This is a genomic window from Pseudomonas sp. R1-18 (genome assembly GCF_051132095.1).
Classification (GTDB): Bacteria; Pseudomonadota; Gammaproteobacteria; order Pseudomonadales; family Pseudomonadaceae; genus Aquipseudomonas.
In genome coordinates, this window is the sequence record NZ_CP071658.1 from 4,049,528 (window position 1) to 4,065,000 (window position 15,473).

General features: G+C 59.5%; 10 protein-coding genes, 2 rRNA genes and 1 pseudogene (1 of these 13 cut by a window edge). 7 read left to right on the forward strand and 6 right to left on the reverse strand.

Annotated features, from left to right (window positions below; genetic code table 11):
• Nucleotides 1-4 precede the first annotated feature (4 nt).
• Complete coding sequence (locus tag J3P77_RS18575; protein WP_434678033.1) at nt 5-916, reverse strand: DUF4431 domain-containing protein; 912 nt, start codon at nt 914-916, stop codon at nt 5-7.
• Nucleotides 917-1,283: 367 nt separating this feature from the next.
• Between J3P77_RS18575 and J3P77_RS18580 the strand changes: the two genes are divergently transcribed.
• The 3 genes and pseudogenes from J3P77_RS18580 (at nt 1,284) to J3P77_RS18590 (ending at nt 5,089) form a co-directional block, all read left to right on the forward strand.
• Entirely contained in the window at nt 1,284-3,308 is a 2,025-nt protein-coding gene (locus J3P77_RS18580; RefSeq protein ID WP_434678034.1) for an acyltransferase family protein, read from the forward strand.
• 218 nt (nt 3,309-3,526) lie between these two features.
• Nucleotides 3,527-3,958 (forward strand): annotated as a pseudogene (locus J3P77_RS18585) (MCP four helix bundle domain-containing protein); the annotation flags it as partial.
• A complete protein-coding gene (locus tag J3P77_RS18590; RefSeq protein ID WP_434682067.1) occupies nt 3,944-5,089 on the forward strand; it encodes a methyl-accepting chemotaxis protein in 1,146 nt (381 codons plus the stop codon). The pseudogene J3P77_RS18585 and the gene J3P77_RS18590, both read left to right, overlap by 15 nt.
• A gap of 72 nt (nt 5,090-5,161) precedes the next feature.
• Here J3P77_RS18590 and can read toward each other — a convergent pair whose 3' ends face one another.
• Nucleotides 5,162-5,800: a carbonate dehydratase gene (gene can / locus J3P77_RS18595; protein ID WP_434678035.1), complete on the reverse strand. Its 639-nt coding sequence runs from the start codon at nt 5,798-5,800 to the stop codon at nt 5,162-5,164.
• A gap of 168 nt (nt 5,801-5,968) precedes the next feature.
• Between can and J3P77_RS18600 the strand changes: the two genes are divergently transcribed.
• Nucleotides 5,969-6,376, forward strand: coding sequence for a serine kinase/phosphatase (locus tag J3P77_RS18600; RefSeq protein WP_434678036.1), 408 nt, complete (start codon nt 5,969-5,971; stop codon nt 6,374-6,376).
• 17 nt (nt 6,377-6,393) lie between these two features.
• Here J3P77_RS18600 and rimI read toward each other — a convergent pair whose 3' ends face one another.
• Nucleotides 6,394-6,846, reverse strand: a complete 453-nt coding sequence (gene rimI / locus J3P77_RS18605; RefSeq protein ID WP_434678037.1) for a ribosomal protein S18-alanine N-acetyltransferase — start codon at nt 6,844-6,846, stop codon at nt 6,394-6,396.
• Nucleotides 6,839-7,639: an energy transducer TonB gene (locus J3P77_RS18610; protein ID WP_434678038.1), complete on the reverse strand. Its 801-nt coding sequence runs from the start codon at nt 7,637-7,639 to the stop codon at nt 6,839-6,841. The genes rimI and J3P77_RS18610 overlap by 8 nt, the downstream gene beginning before the upstream one ends.
• Before the next feature lie 192 nt (nt 7,640-7,831).
• On the opposite strand from J3P77_RS18610, the gene mksB reads away from it, so the two are divergent.
• The 3 genes from mksB to mksF are packed head-to-tail and all read left to right on the forward strand — an operon-like array spanning nt 7,832 to nt 12,640.
• A complete protein-coding gene (gene mksB / locus J3P77_RS18615; RefSeq protein WP_434678039.1) occupies nt 7,832-9,109 on the forward strand; it encodes an Mks condensin complex protein MksB in 1,278 nt (425 codons plus the stop codon).
• A complete protein-coding gene (mksE, locus tag J3P77_RS18620; RefSeq protein ID WP_434678040.1) occupies nt 9,099-9,809 on the forward strand; it encodes an Mks condensin complex protein MksE in 711 nt (236 codons plus the stop codon). Before mksB ends, mksE begins: the two co-directional genes overlap by 11 nt.
• On the forward strand, nt 9,806-12,640 hold the full coding sequence (gene mksF / locus J3P77_RS18625; RefSeq protein ID WP_434678041.1) for an Mks condensin complex protein MksF: 2,835 nt from the start codon (nt 9,806-9,808) through the stop codon (nt 12,638-12,640). Before mksE ends, mksF begins: the two co-directional genes overlap by 4 nt.
• 270 nt (nt 12,641-12,910) lie before the next feature.
• On the opposite strand, the gene rrf is transcribed toward mksF, so the two are convergent.
• Together rrf and J3P77_RS18635 are read right to left on the reverse strand one after the other, a co-directional pair.
• Nucleotides 12,911-13,026 (reverse strand): 5S ribosomal RNA (rrf, locus tag J3P77_RS18630).
• A 147-nt stretch (nt 13,027-13,173) separates the two neighbouring features.
• Nucleotides 13,174-15,473 (reverse strand): 23S ribosomal RNA (locus J3P77_RS18635); it runs 593 nt beyond the window's last position.

Genomic DNA, 15,473 nt, shown 5'->3' on the forward strand with positions numbered 1-15,473 from the left:
CGTATTACAACTGCGGCCATGATTCGCCGAGTAGATTTAGCACTGGCTGGTTGTTGCGGTATTTCTTGCGCAAAGAATGCCACACCTGCTCCAGATCGCCACAACCCTCGCCGGTGGAAGGTGGCGTGCAGGCTTCCGTCAAGTCCAGATATTGCTCGACCTCCGGGTCAAGGGTTTCTTCAGGCAGCTCGCAGCCAGGACATGCGTTGAGCACCACCTGCGTCTGGTCCAGCCAGCCGGCGTATTCCTTACCGTTCTTCGCAGTGTAGGTCGAGTAGACCCAGCCGCTGTCGGCTCCCATCCAGACCTTCACATGGTCGCCTGCCACGAGATAGGTTTTCTGCGCCGAGCACGAAGCATGAGGCGCGTCGTGAAAGTAGGCCCGACGAGTGCCCGTGATGGTGCCCTGCAACAGCGGTCGATAACCGCCGTTATCCAGCCTGACGTTTTCATCGAGGACCTCGCAGTCCATCGACTCCGCCGGCGTACCCTCCAGCAGCTGCACCTGTTGCAGCAGTACCTGAGAATGGTGATGGCCAGTAAGGGCGCCGAACAGCGTCCCCTTGAGGGTGACGGTTTCGCTCAGGTACGGGCGCAGCTTGTCGTAGCCCTCCTGGTCCAGCACCAACTGGATCAGGCGCAGATCGTCCTCGACACCCACGCCCTCATCGTCGTCGTTGCCGGTCACGCACAGCGGTTCAGCCAGCGCCAGGTAAAAGCCCACCTCCGGTTCATCGCCCGCGGTCAGGTCATCGTATTCCGGCGGCCCGGGAAACACATGGCGCTCCAGCGTGCCGCGAATGGTCACTTCGTCGGGTGCAAAGCTTGCACAGCGCTCCTCGGCTTGTATGGAAATACAGGGCAGGAGAGAAAAGGCCAGACACATCAGAAAGCGCGAGCGCAAGGTGAACCCCATGGTGCTACATCCCGGAAACACGTCGAAGCGACGCGGCCGGGAGATTAGAGCAAAGTAGTGCAGCCGTCAGCCGCGGCGGATTGAACAGGAGATGTCGTTCACATTACGCAGGCCGCCGATGCCAAAGATGGCCGTACGGCTGAACTCTGACCAGGCGTTACATAAGCAACAATCAATGGTCCGACGCTGGACAGCCTCGCCGAGCTGAGCTAAACACACAGAAAACCTGCGGTTTTGTTCCCCGGCCACTCCATGGCCAAGTCACACGCCAGATCAAACCTCATCTTTTCTTCGCCTCGCGTTGGCGGTAGCTATTCCAGCCCGCAGTAACCGCCGTCTGTCCGGTCCACCTTCAAGAGCACAACTCATGGGCATCTCCCACAACCCAGCGCTGGGCTATCGCCCGGAAATCGACGGACTGCGCGCGGTCGCCGTCCTGCCCGTCATCCTGTTCCACTCCGGTGTCGAGCTGTTTCCCGGGGGCTACGTCGGCGTCGACATTTTCTTCGTCATTTCAGGCTACCTGATCACCTCGATCATCCTTGCGGAAATGCAGGCCGGCCGGTTTTCGCTGATCAATTTCTACGAGCGCCGGGCGCGCCGCATTCTGCCCGCGCTGTTCGTGGTGATGCTGGTGTGCCTGCCGCTGGCCTGGTGGGTGCTGGACCCGGAGGATTTCAAATACTTTTCCAAGAGCCTGGTCGCCGTGCCGACCTTTTCGTCGAATCTTCTGTTCTGGCTGGAAAGCGGTTACTTCGACGCGAGCGCGGAGCTCAAACCGTTGCTGCACACCTGGACGCTGGCGGTGGAGGAACAGTACTACCTGTTCTTTCCGCTTTTTCTGATGCTGGGGTGGGGCCTGGGCCGAAAACGGCTGGTGATTGTGCTGGCGATCATCGCGATCATCAGCCTGACCATTTCCCAGACCGGCGCTCACCATGACGCCACGAGTACCTTCTACCTGCTGCATTCGCGTGCGTGGGAGCTGCTGGTCGGTTCGTTCATTGCGTTCTATTTCTCCTGGCGCCCGCAGTCGACCCACACCACCTATTGGCTCAACCAGGCGGCGACTCTGCTGGGGCTCGGACTGATCGGCTACGCCATCGTCGGCTTCGACGGCAGTACGCCGTTTCCAGGTTTCAACGCCCTGGTGCCGACCCTCGGTGCGGCATTGATCATCCTGTTCGCCGACGGGCGCACCTGGGTGGGCCGAGCCTTGAGCACTCGGGTTCTGGTTCTGATCGGCATGATCAGCTACAGCGCCTACCTGTGGCATCAGCCGGTGTTCGCGTTCGCGCGCCACAGCAGCCTGGTCGAGCCGGAGTTGCCCGTCATGCTGGCGCTCGCCGGGGTTTCACTGGTCCTGGCGTGGCTGAGCTGGCGTTTCATTGAGCAGCCCTTTCGCATCAAGGGCAGATTCAACCGCCGCCAGATTTTCAGCTTCAGCGCGACCGCATCGGTACTGTTCGTCGCGCTGGGCCTGACCGGCTACGTCAACAATGGCTTTACCCAGCGGTTCAAGGTCGACCCGGCGATCTTCGAAGAGTTTGCCGACCCGCAAGTGCGCGACCGCTGTGACCAGAACTACGACGGCAAGGGCTGGAATATCGACTTCTGTCTATTCGGCCTGGCCGACAGCTCGGCGACGCCGGACGTCGCGATGTTCGGCGACAGCCACTCCGAAGCGCTGCTGTCGACCTTCGACGCCGCCGCTCGTGAACAAGGCGAAACGCTGGTACACATTGGGCTGGGCGGTTGCCTGCCGCTGCTGGGCGCCGATGTCGTCCACGGTAATTACGACCCTGGCGTTTGCGAGGCGTTGGCCAACCGTCAGTTTGAGTACGTCAAGAAACGCAAGATCCCCAAGGTGGTACTGGTCGCACGCTGGACGCTTTATACCGATGGCGATTACGGTACCCAGAGAAAGAGCAACTACTTCCTCGTATCTCGCCAGAGCCATGAACGCAGCAAAGAGGCGTCGAGGGCGGTCTTTCAGACAGCGCTGCGGACCACCTTGCGCGCCTATCGCGAGATCGGCACCGAGGTGTTCATCGTTGCCCAGGTTCCGCAACAGATGGTCAATCCAAAAAATCTCTACTACCGTCTGGCCCGCAGCGCCTCGCAGAATGCCGATCAGAAGCTGCTGATGGTCAGCAAACTGTCGGTCCCATTCGACAAGCACGATCAGTTGCAGCGCTTTACCCGGGAAACCTTCGAGCATGAGCGGCAGCTTGATGACAACATCCGGCTGGTCACGCTCGACGATGTGTTCTGCCGCCGACAACAATGCCTGATCGGCGACATGAACTCCTGGTACAAGGACTTCAACCACCTGAACAATCATGGCGCGCGGCTGCTGGCCGGGCACATCGGCGAGATACTGGCGCAGTAGTCAGTTTCTGGCGCCAATATCCAGCTGCATCGAGAGATGTCATAAAGACATCACACATTTGCCTTATAAACGCCTCTCCGAGTTGGTTGTTTAAAAGGTCGTGTGCTGTGAAAAAACTTCTGCCTCGCTTTCTGCGCCAGCGAAACGCGACGCCGCTGCTGCGTCGCTTCAGGATTACCCAGCGCCTGGTTGTGTGTTTCGGTATCACATCAATGTTGATGGTGAGCCTGGGTATATTCAGTCTGTTGCAGATGCAGGACATCCGTAATCAGGGCGAGGCCGTGGAAAGCGGCGCCATGCCGAGTATCGCCATGGCGGACGCGATTGCTATCGGCCTGGTCAAGCTGCGCAGCGAAACCACGCGACTCGTCGCCAACGCCGATGATCCGGGTGCCGTGATCAACAGCAAGATCAATGTGGAACAGCTCAGGAACGAAGTGGAGAAAGGCTTCAGCGACTATCTGGCGCGGATCGGGAACGGCACCGAGCGCGATTCGCTGCTGGCTTTGCAGGACGCTTACAAAGCGTTCATGCCTGGCTTGCAGGATGAAATCGCGCTGATCGAACAACGCAAGATCGATGAAGCCCGCATGCTCTCCAATACCCTGCTGTCCATGCAGGGCGACCTGATGGATATGCAGGTGCAGCTGCTGCGCGAACTCAACACCCAAAGCGCCGCGACCGCAGTCGAGGCCGCCAGCGCCAGCTATGCGCGTACCCGCATCATCGCGTTGAGTGCCATCGGCCTGGCACTGGCGCTGACCCTGCTGCTGGCATGGCGCCTGAGCGTCAGCATCATTCACCCGGTGCGCCACGCCCTGCACATTGCCAGCACCATCGCCGATGGCGACCTCTCCCGGCACGACATTCCTGAAGGCAAGGACGAAACCGCGCAGCTGCTGATCATGCTCGGTCGCATGCGCACCAATCTGCATGGCACCATCGATCAGATCTACGCAGCCGCAAGTCAGCTGTCCCAGTCGGTTCAGGAGATGGGCACCATCGCCGAAGCCAGCGCCCAGAACCTTCAGTTGCAGAACAACGAGATCGAGCAGGCGGCGGTTGCCGTCAATCAGATGAGCCAGGCGGCAGTGGAAGTGGCCGGCAATGCCAGCAACACGGTAACCGAATCGCAAGCCTCGACCCAGGCGGCAGCCCAGGGCCAGATGCGCCTGTCGGCCACGATCAGCTCGATCAAGGAGCTGACCGACAATGTGCTGGACTCCTCGCAACAGGCCGAAGGGTTGGCCGAGCGGACGCAGAGCATCAGCAGCATTCTCGACGTGATCCGCGCCATCGCCAACCAGACCAATCTCCTGGCACTCAACGCAGCCATCGAAGCGGCACGCGCAGGCGAAGCCGGACGCGGATTTGCTGTTGTGGCTGATGAGGTGCGTTCCTTGGCACAGCGGACCAGCGCTTCCACCACCGAGATCGAGACGCTGATCAGCGGTGTACAACAGAGCACGCAGGAAACCGCCGAATCCCTGCGTCATACCGCGACGCAGGCGAGTCTGACGCTGGAACAGGCAGCCGCAACCGGTGAAGCCCTGACCGTCATCATCAGCTCGACCAACACCATCAACGACCGCAACCTGCTGATCGCCAGCGCCGCCGAACAACAGGCCCAGGTGGCGAGCGAGGTCGACCGCAACCTCAGCAGCATTCGTGACCTGTCCAGCCAAACCGCTTCAGGCGCGCAGCAGACAACCGTGGCGAGCAACGCGCTCTCGATGCTGGCCACCGACTTGAATGCCATGGTGCAGCGCTTCGTTCTTTGATACCGGCAAGCGCGCTCCTGCCGGACCTGCAAAACCGTAGGAGCGCATTTACCCGCGACGGCTACGCCGTAATCAGTCCTGCGGGCGGAGTCGGTACTGCGGCGGCAGTTGGTCCAATCCGCTGATCGTCACGTCCAGGCTTTTCCAGCGTCCATCCTTGATGCCGTAGATGCAGCCGTGGACCGACAGGCTCTGCCCGCGGTGCCAGGCGTTCTGCACAATGCTGGTGTGGCCGACGTTCGCCACCTGCTGGATCACGTTCAGTTCGCACAGCCGGTCGACGCGTTCTTCTTCGGTCGGCAGCTTGGCCAGCACCTCGCGGTTCTCGTAGTACAGGTCGCGGATCGAACGCAACCAGCCGTCGATCAGGCCCAGCTGGCGATCCTGCATGGACGCGCGCACACCGCCGCAGCCATAGTGGCCGGTCACCAGAATGTGTTTGACCTTCAGAACGTCGACGGCGTATTGGATCACCGAAAGGCAGTTGAGGTCGGTGTGCAGCACGACGTTCGCCACGTTACGGTGCACGAACAGGTCGCCGGGCAGCATGCCGACGATCTCGTTGGCAGGGACGCGCGCGTCCGAGCAGCCGATCCAGAGGAATTCAGGAGTTTGCTGGCGGGCCAGCTTGGCGAAGAACTCAGGGTCCTCCTGTTTGATCGCATCGGCCCAACGCTCGTTGTTATCAATCAGGTCTTGTAGATCGTTCATGCTATGACGCCTCGGTAATGATGCTGTGCGTTGGACTGGCGCCCACTGCATGAAGTCACTTACAGCGTCAGCATCCGATGCGGGCGAGGCATACGCCCGGGCAGAAAAACGGAATCTTCAAAGTTGCGGCCGGTCCACCCTACAGGCCCCAAACAACGAGGATTTGCCATGAACGATTCACGCCGCCCGTTCGATGCGCCCCAGCCGGAGTCCATCGATGATACTGAAGACCGTATGGGTTCGATGCGCGAGCTGCGCTTCGACGATGACGATACCGCCCGTATCGGCGACCTGATGCCCGAGGATGAGTTGGCGCAGCAGATCCCCGACTCGCGGGTTGCCGAGGCAGGCTTGACCGGCGCGTCTACGCCTGACCATCACCAGACTGACGACGACATGTCGCCGGAAACCCTGATCCACGAAGACGGCGCGCGTTCCCCGGACGAAATTGGCGAAGACGAGCCGGCCGATCTCGATCTGACTGTGGTCGATGAAGATGACATCGGCGGCGGTAACGGCCTGGACGAGGAAGAGTTGGCGATCGTCGATCCGCTCGACGGCCAGACCCAACGCTGACCGCCTGTCGACAGGCGCTATTCCAGCAGCGTGCAGGCCATGACAACCGCGTCTTCACGGCCGCCGACTGCTGGATAGTAATCGCGACGCCGGCCGATCTCATTGAAGCCGTAGTTTTCGTAAAGCCGATACGCGGGCCGGTTGCTGTCGCGCAGCTCCAGAAAGCACTCGCGAGCATTCAACTGGTACGCGCGCTTCATCAGGTGGTCCAACAGCTTCAGGCCCAGACCGCGCCCCTGACTTTCCGGCTTGACGGTAATGTTCAGCAGATGCGCCTCGTCGATGATGACTTGAATCACGCCATGCCCGACCTGCTGCGAGCCCTCGAACATCAACCAGATTTCGTAGGACTTGAGCCCGTCCAGAAAAATGCCGCGAGTCCATGGATGACTGAACGCGGCGTACTCGATCTTCAGCACCGCATCCAGATCGGCTTCGGTCATCGGGCGGAAGCTGATTGCATCATTCATCGTTGGTTTTCCAGCGCGTCATCAGCCGACGCATGGCTTGCCAGACATCAGCCTTGCGCTCGGGCTCGTCCATCAGCAGTTCAAGACCCGGTAGTGCCCAGGCAGTACCCAGACCGTCAATCGGCAGGTCGAGATAGTAAGACTCGGCGTCCACGTTACCGGCGAAACGCATTGCCGGCAGCCCGATAAGCCATAGACAACCGCAGGGCTCTTCCTCCAGGCGGGCCGCCACGAAACCCTGCACGAAATCCCGCGCCGCGTCGGGGCCCTGATCCATGTTGCCGCGCACCAGCAACGGCCAGCGCACCGGCTCGCCGATGATCTGCGGGCTGTCCGGCAGGCCGGCGGCGCGCAACATGTCCTTGAGCAACAGATAGGACGGGTCACGGCTCTGAAACGGCTGGCCTGTGGATAACTCCACCAGAATCAGGCAGCGTCCGGCGCGCAATAACTGCAGGGCAAAGCGCGGTGGTGGCACGACCGCAACCTTGACCGGCGCGGGCTCGACATTCTCGACCGCGGCGGGGGCAGCCGCTTTGGTTGCCGCCGACGGGCGCGGCACCTCGATCTTCGGCCGCTCGGTCTGACGCGTGACCGGCACAACATCGGCAACGGCAGGCGTAGCAGGCTCGGCTTTCACCCGCGCGACCTGTGCCGGCTCATCGACCGGCACCGGCAACGGCGCGAGCAGTTCCAGCCGGGACGGCGCGGCGAAAGGCAGTTCGGTGCGCGGCAGCCAGCTGACCACTTGCATCGAGGTCAGGTAGGCGCGGCGACGGGACTCGTTGAGCAAGGGTCGACCACCAGGGGATAAGTTAAGCGCGCAATTCTAGGCGCTGCGCCGGAAATCGTCGAGCAGCGATCCGCCGCAGGAAAATGCCGATCAAGTTTGTGCTTTCGTACAGGGAACGCGCCGGGAGGTGAAATCTTGCCAGGTCGATGAAGTACAATCGCCGCCTTTCACTTGCCAACAATCGGCCTAACAATGATCGAACCCAAGCGCGTCCTGCGCGCCCTTGCCGAGCACTGGGCGTTACTCGAGCCTTTGTGCGAACACTTCGACCAGGGCACCCTGAGCCTGAGCGAGTTGCGTCAGCAATTGGCCGTTCAGCAACAGGAGAGCACTGCGCAGGACATCACCAACCTGCTCGACGTCTGGATTCGTCTGGACATTCTGGTCCCCGTCGCCAAAAGCCCGAACCGCTTCGAGCTCAATGCGCAGATCCACGACTTTCTGTCTTATCTGCGCCGCGAGCATCGACTCGGTCTGTGCCTGGAAATCGAAGCCTACCTGCGCCATCTGGAGCGGCTGGCCGGTTACATTCAGGACGCGTTCGATATACGCGATGCCAACGACCTGGCGCGGCAACTGCGCCTACTCGACATGCGCGTGCGCGACGTGCTGAAAAAGCTCGCCAACGACGAACAGGCACTGGTCGCCGTGGCCGATCGGGCCAAGACCAGCGACCGGCAGATCCCGCTGCGTCAGCGTTATGCCGAGGTGCTGGCAACCTGGGACGAATACGTCGAGCCCATGATCCAGCTGGTCAATGCCGACGGCGCGTTCGAGCAAGGTGTTCGCAAGGTCGAAAACGTTCTGCTGCGCCTGCTGAGTGAGCAGCAGCGCCTCGGCCATCTGGTCGACGACGACATGCTGCTGCGCACGCACGCGCGGATTCTGGAAATGCAGACCAGCGCCCAGCTCACCCTGCGCCATGCCCGCGAACTGCTGCTGCCGCTGCGCGAAGAAGCCCGTCGCCATAACGCCGTGACCCGTGGCGCCGCGCTGGCGCTGTCAGCGATTCGCCGCAAGGGTCTGGATGCCGTGCCGCAAGCGGCGATGCCACTGTTCACTCGTCCGCAGAGCACCTTCCTCGGCAATGCAAGCCAGGTTGAGGCTTACGTCTATGCCCTGGCGCGCTTCGAGCCCAAGCCGGCGAAGTTTCCCAAGGCCAGCAGCACGCGCAAGGGAGAACCGCCGAGCGCGCCCCGCACCGTCAAAGAGATGCTGGAACGTTGCGAACAGGCCTTGCCACTGCCTGACCTGATGGTCTGGCTGCTGGACCAGGAGCCGAACGGCGAAACCGAAGAATTATTGTACTGGTTCTCGCGCCTGTCGCGTGACAAGCGCTTTGCCCGCGAACGCCTTGAGCGCCGCGAATACTTCACCCGGGAGCACCGCGTCAGCCTGCGCTCCTTTGCCCTGCTCGCCGGTCAGAGCGAGCAGCCAGAGAATTCCGAGAGCACTGTTCATGCATCTTGATCTATCCGAAATGTCCCAGCTGGCGCCGATCTTTCGCGAGCTGTTCAAGGGCTATCACATCAGCCGTCGCGATCCCGAGCTGTACGCTCAGCTCTCCAATTTTCAGGACCAGTACCGGACGCTGTTCAAGGCGCTGGGCTTTGAGCTGGTGTGCGACACCCGCGGCTTTTACTACTTCGTGCCTGAACTGGCCGCCGCGCAGGTCAACAAGACCGCGCAAAGGCTGGCGCTGTTCACCTTCATTCTGGTCGAGCATCTGGCCGACCAGGGACGCGATCCCATCGCCGTGCTCGACGGCGGCAGTCTGGGCCGCGACGAACTGCCTTCGATGCTGGAGAAATATCGCGATCTGTTCCTGCAGGCTGAAGTCCAGACCGTTGAAGAACTGGAAGAGAAAATCCTGCGCCGCATGACCCAGCTCGGCTTTGCCAGTGAAGAGGTTGGCGCTTACCGCTTCCTGCCACCGATGCATCGTTTCCTGGATGTATGCCTTTCGGTGCAACAGGACCGCGATCTGGCGGCGAGTCTGCACAGCGCACTGCCGCTGCCGACCCCGGTGCTCATCGATGACGACAGCGATGAAAAGCTGCTGGAAACCGATGACCCGCTGGATCTGGCCGAGTTTGAAGGCCAGGACCAGGAAACCGAAGAGCAGGCGCTGGCCCGCGCCATCGCGGATGAACAGGAGATGAATGCATGAGCCAGGAACGCTATGGCATTCGCCGTTTCGCCTTGCTGAACACCGCCGGTTACAGCCTCGGGTTGTTTCCGCTGGAACACCCGCTGTCTGTGTATGGCGCGAACAACCTGGGCAAGAGTGCCTCGATCAACGCGCTGCAGTTCCCGATTCTTGCCCGCATGTCGGACATGAGCTTCGGCAAGTACAGCCTTGAACAGTCGCGCCGTTTCTATTTCGCGTCCGACACCAGCTACATTCTTGTGGAAGTCGCCCTGCCCCACGGCCCGCACGTCATTGGCGTGGTCGGGCGCGGGCCGGGTGGCGGTTTCGGCCACCAGTTCTTCGCCTACGCGGGTGAGCTGGATCTGGGCCACTACCAGAAAGACGACACCTGCCTGCGCCAGAAAGAATTGTTCAGCAATCTGGAAAGCCATGGTCTGAAGGCATATGAACTCAAGCCTGACGAGTTGCGTCGCCTGTTGGTGGGCGGTCATACGTCGATCCCTCTGGACCTGACGCTGATCCCGCTGCGCTCGACCAGCGAGCAGAGCCTCAAGTCCTTCCGCGCCTTGTTCATCAACCTGCTGCACATGCGTGAAATCACCGCCGCCAAGCTCAAGCAACTGTTCCTCGATGCGTTCGAGCACAGCCTGCGTTCCGGTAGCGTCGATTACATTGCCGCCTGCGAAGAGGCTTTCCGCGATGTGCGTCGTATGGAGCAGGACTACAACTCGCTGGTACTGGCCGGTCCTCTGGTCGAAGCACTCGCAGCGGGCGTCAAGCAGCGCGATATCCTGCGCGGCAAGCTGCATCGGCTCTCGCCGTTGCTGGATTCGTTGCTGGGCAGCTGGTCCGATTACTCGGGCGCGCGCAAGGAAGAACTGGTCATCCAGGCCGAGCACTACCGCGCTCAGCAAGACGCCATGCAGAACGATCAGCGCAACAGCACTCAGGAGCTGATGCGCCTCGAACGCGAGATAAGCAGCATTCAGCGATGGCTGGGCGAGCTCTCCGTGCTGAAGAATCGCTTCGCGCTGGTCGACGACGTCAAAATCCTGGAGCAGCAATTGCTCGCCGCCAAGGATGCACACGACGAATTGGCAGGAGCACTGGCTCAGTCTCGTCAGTTCAGCGCGGAAGATCTGGACGAGCGTCTGCGTGACCTCGAAAAACGCTTGAAGTCGGTCCGGCAGCAACTCGACCACGCCGATAACAACAGCTATGCACGTCTGCGCGAAGAGTTTTCGCAACCTGATGTCGAGCGCTTGATGCGGCTGTTCAACGGCGCGCTATTCAGCCTGCCGCTTGGCGAACAAGGTATTGCGCTGGACGAGGGCGACGCGTGGGTGAAATCGCTGGAAACCGTCCTCGATGGGTTCAAGGGCGAACAATTCCAGGTGCCCGGCCTTTCGATCAACCTGTCCAGCATCGAGCCACCAGCGCTTCAGGCACTGGCCGACCGCGCAGCGCTGCGTGATCAGAAAGAGCGTCTGGAAAAGGAACTCAAGCAGCTCAAGACCCAGCAGGCCGTTGCAGCCGACCGTTCTGCGGGCAAGAACCAGACCGAAGCGCTGTATCAGCAGGTTCTGGATGCTCAGAAGGCTCTGGAAGATTTCCGGCGCTGCCAGACGCTGACGGCGGAAGAACCCGGCAAGCTGGAAGAACTGGCACAGATGGAAGCGGCGCAGGACGAGCTCAAACGCTCCAGCGACGCGTTCACTGAACGCGTCCAGCAACTGTCGGCGAAGCTGCAACTGGTGGCGCGCCAGATCGGCGACCTGGAATCAAAGCAGCGTACGCTGGATGACGCGTTGCGCCGTCGCCAATTGCTGCCGGCAGATATGCCGTTCGGTACGCCATTCATGGAACCGGTCGACGACTCCATGGAAAACCTGCTGCCGCTGCTCAATGACTATCAGGACAGCTGGCAGGCCCTGTTACGCAGCGACGGCCAGATCGAAGCGCTGTACGCGCAGGTACGCCTCAAGGGTGTGGCGAAGTTCGACAGCGAGGACGATGTCGAACGGCGTCTGCATCTGCTGATCAATGCCTATGCGCACCGCACCGACGAGGCGCTGACTCTGGGCAAGGCGCGGCGCGCCGCAGTAACGGACATTGCGCGCACCCTGCGCAATATCCGCAGCGACTACGACAGCCTCGAGCATCAGCTGGCGCTGTTCAACCGCGAGATCAACAAGCGTCAGGTATCCAACCTTGCGAGCTTCCGTATCGTTCTGGCTCCCAACAAGGAAGCGCTCAAGCATATCGACCAGATCATCCACAGCGCCGGCCAGTATGAAGAAGGTGAGACGCTCTCGGTGTTCGATCTGAGCCAGAGCGCGGAGCAAGACAACAAGAACGAAGAAGCCAAGGAATACCTGGCGCGACTGGTAGCGGCCAACCATAACCAGCTGGGCCTGAAGGACCTGTTCGAACTTGCGTTCGAGATCACCAAGGTCAATGGCCAGCCTGTTATTCACACCGATATCGACGGAGCGGCATCCAATGGTACGACCATGACCATCAAGGCGCTGACCAACATGTATCTGTTGTTGCACTTGATGGATCGTGATCTGGCCGGCCGAGTGCGTCTGCCGTATTACCTCGATGAAGCAGCCGACATCGACGAGAAGAACCAGGCAGCACTGCTGGAAACCAGCCTGCAGCTGGGCTTCGTGCCGATCCTGGCGAGCGTTAAACCTCAGGTCTCGGCGCATGTGGCGATCGACCTTGAAGGCGGCAGCGGCCCCAACGGGATCTACATCGACGAGGCGGACTGGAAGCACATACGCCGCCGTGAAGAGGCTCTGCCACAAGTGGTGGCGGCGCTTGAAGACGCTGCAGTGGAATGATTGAACTGAAGTAGCAGAAGGCCGCATGAGAATGCGGCCTTTTTTTGCGCCTGTAAAAGCGTGCTCGCTCGCGGCCATCCTTCGCGGTGTGCCTGACACAGCGCGTCGTACCTGCCGCGGGCAAGCGCGCTCCTGCACAGCGAGCTGCCGCGAGGGCGACGGTATCGGACTAGGGTGCGAGCGGTGTTGTGGGAGCGGACCGGAGTTTTCTGTCTTGCCGGAAAAGACAAAACCCCTGACTGCATGCGCAATCAGGGGTTTCGGAATGAATCTTGACGATGACCTACTCTCACATGGGGAAACCCCACACTACCATCGGCGATGCATCGTTTCACTGCTGAGTTCGGGATGGGATCAGGTGGTTCCAATGCTCTATGGTCGTCAAGAAATTCGGTGTGCCGGGACGTCGTTACCGACGCTCCAGCGAATCGGGTATGTGATGTTTGTGAGCTGCAGTTTTCGGTGTGTGTCGTCTTCACAGTCACCGCAATCTGGTCGTTTCTTTCGAAGCGTGCAGATTGCTTGGGTGTTATATGGTCAAGCCTCACGGGCAATTAGTATGGGTTAGCTCAACGCCTCACAGCGCTTACACACCCCACCTATCAACGTCGTAGTCTTCGACGGCCCTTCAGGGAACTCAAGGTTCCAGTGAGATCTCATCTTGAGGCAAGTTTCCCGCTTAGATGCTTTCAGCGGTTATCTTTTCCGAACATAGCTACCCGGCAATGCCACTGGCGTGACAACCGGAACACCAGAGGTTCGTCCACTCCGGTCCTCTCGTACTAGGAGCAGCCCCTCTCAAATCTCAAACGTCCACGGCAGATAGGGACCGAACTGTCTCACGACGTTCTAAACCCAGCTCGCGTACCACTTTAAATGGCGAACAGCCATACCCTTGGGACCGGCTTCAGCCCCAGGATGTGATGAGCCGACATCGAGGTGCCAAACACCGCCGTCGATATGAACTCTTGGGCGGTATCAGCCTGTTATCCCCGGAGTACCTTTTATCCGTTGAGCGATGGCCCTTCCATACAGAACCACCGGATCACTAAGACCTACTTTCGTACCTGCTCGACGTGTCTGTCTCGCAGTCAAGCGCGCTTTTGCCTTTATACTCTACGACCGATTTCCGACCGGTCTGAGCGCACCTTCGTACTCCTCCGTTACTCTTTAGGAGGAGACCGCCCCAGTCAAACTACCCACCATACACTGTCCTCGATCCGGATAACGGACCTGAGTTAGAACCTCAAAGTTGCCAGGGTGGTATTTCAAGGATGGCTCCACGCAGACTGGCGTCCACGCTTCACAGCCTCCCACCTATCCTACACAAGCAAATTCAAAGTCCAGTGCAAAGCTATAGTAAAGGTTCACGGGGTCTTTCCGTCTAGCCGCGGATACACTGCATCTTCACAGCGATTTCAATTTCACTGAGTCTCGGGTGGAGACAGCGCCGCCATCGTTACGCCATTCGTGCAGGTCGGAACTTACCCGACAAGGAATTTCGCTACCTTAGGACCGTTATAGTTACGGCCGCCGTTTACCGGGGCTTCGATCAAGAGCTTCGCTTGCGCTAACCCCATCAATTAACCTTCCGGCACCGGGCAGGCGTCACACCCTATACGTCCACTTTCGTGTTTGCAGAGTGCTGTGTTTTTAATAAACAGTCGCAGCGGCCTGGTATCTTCGACCGGCGAGGGCTTACGCAGTAAATGCTTCACCTTCACCGGCGCACCTTCTCCCGAAGTTACGGTGCCATTTTGCCTAGTTCCTTCACCCGAGTTCTCTCAAGCGCCTTGGTATTCTCTACCCAACCACCTGTGTCGGTTTGGGGTACGGTTCCTGGTTACCTGAAGCTTAGAAGCTTTTCTTGGAAGCATGGCATCAACCACTTCGCGTCCTAAAGGACACTCGTCATCAGCTCTCGGCCTTAGGATCCCGGATTTACCTAAGATCCCAGCCTACCACCTTAAACTTGGACAACCAACGCCAAGCTGGCCTAGCCTTCTCCGTCCCTCCATCGCAGTAACCAGAAGTACAGGAATATTAACCTGTTTGCCATCGACTACGCTTTTCAGCCTCGCCTTAGGAACCGACTAACCCTGCGTCGATTAACGTTGCGCAGGAAACCTTGGTCTTTCGGCGTGGGTGTTTTTCACACCCATTGTCGTTACTCATGTCAGCATTCGCACTTCTGATACCTCCAGCAAGCTTCTCAACTCACCTTCACAGGCTTACAGAACGCTCCTCTACCGCATCATCAAAAGATGATACCCGTAGCTTCGGTGCATGGTTTGAGCCCCGTTACATCTTCCGCGCAGGCCGACTCGACTAGTGAGCTATTACGCTTTCTTTAAAGGGTGGCTGCTTCTAAGCCAACCTCCTAGCTGTCTAAGCCTTCCCACATCGTTTCCCACTTAACCATGACTTTGGGACCTTAGCTGACGGTCTGGGTTGTTTCCCTTTTCACGACGGACGTTAGCACCCGCCGTGTGTCTCCCATGCTCGGCACTTGTAGGTATTCGGAGTTTGCATCGGTTTGGTAAGTCGGGATGACCCCCTAGCCGAAACAGTGCTCTACCCCCTACAGTGATACATGAGGCGCTACCTAAATAGCTTTCGAGGAGAACCAGCTATCTCCGAGCTTGATTAGCCTTTCACTCCGATCCACAGGTCATCCGCTAACTTTTCAACGGTAGTCGGTTCGGTCCTCCAGTCAGTGTTACCTAACCTTCAACCTGCCCATGGATAGATCGCCCGGTTTCGGGTCTATTCCCAGCGACTAGACGCCCTATTAAGACTCGCTTTCGCTACGCCTCCCCTATTCGGTTAAGCT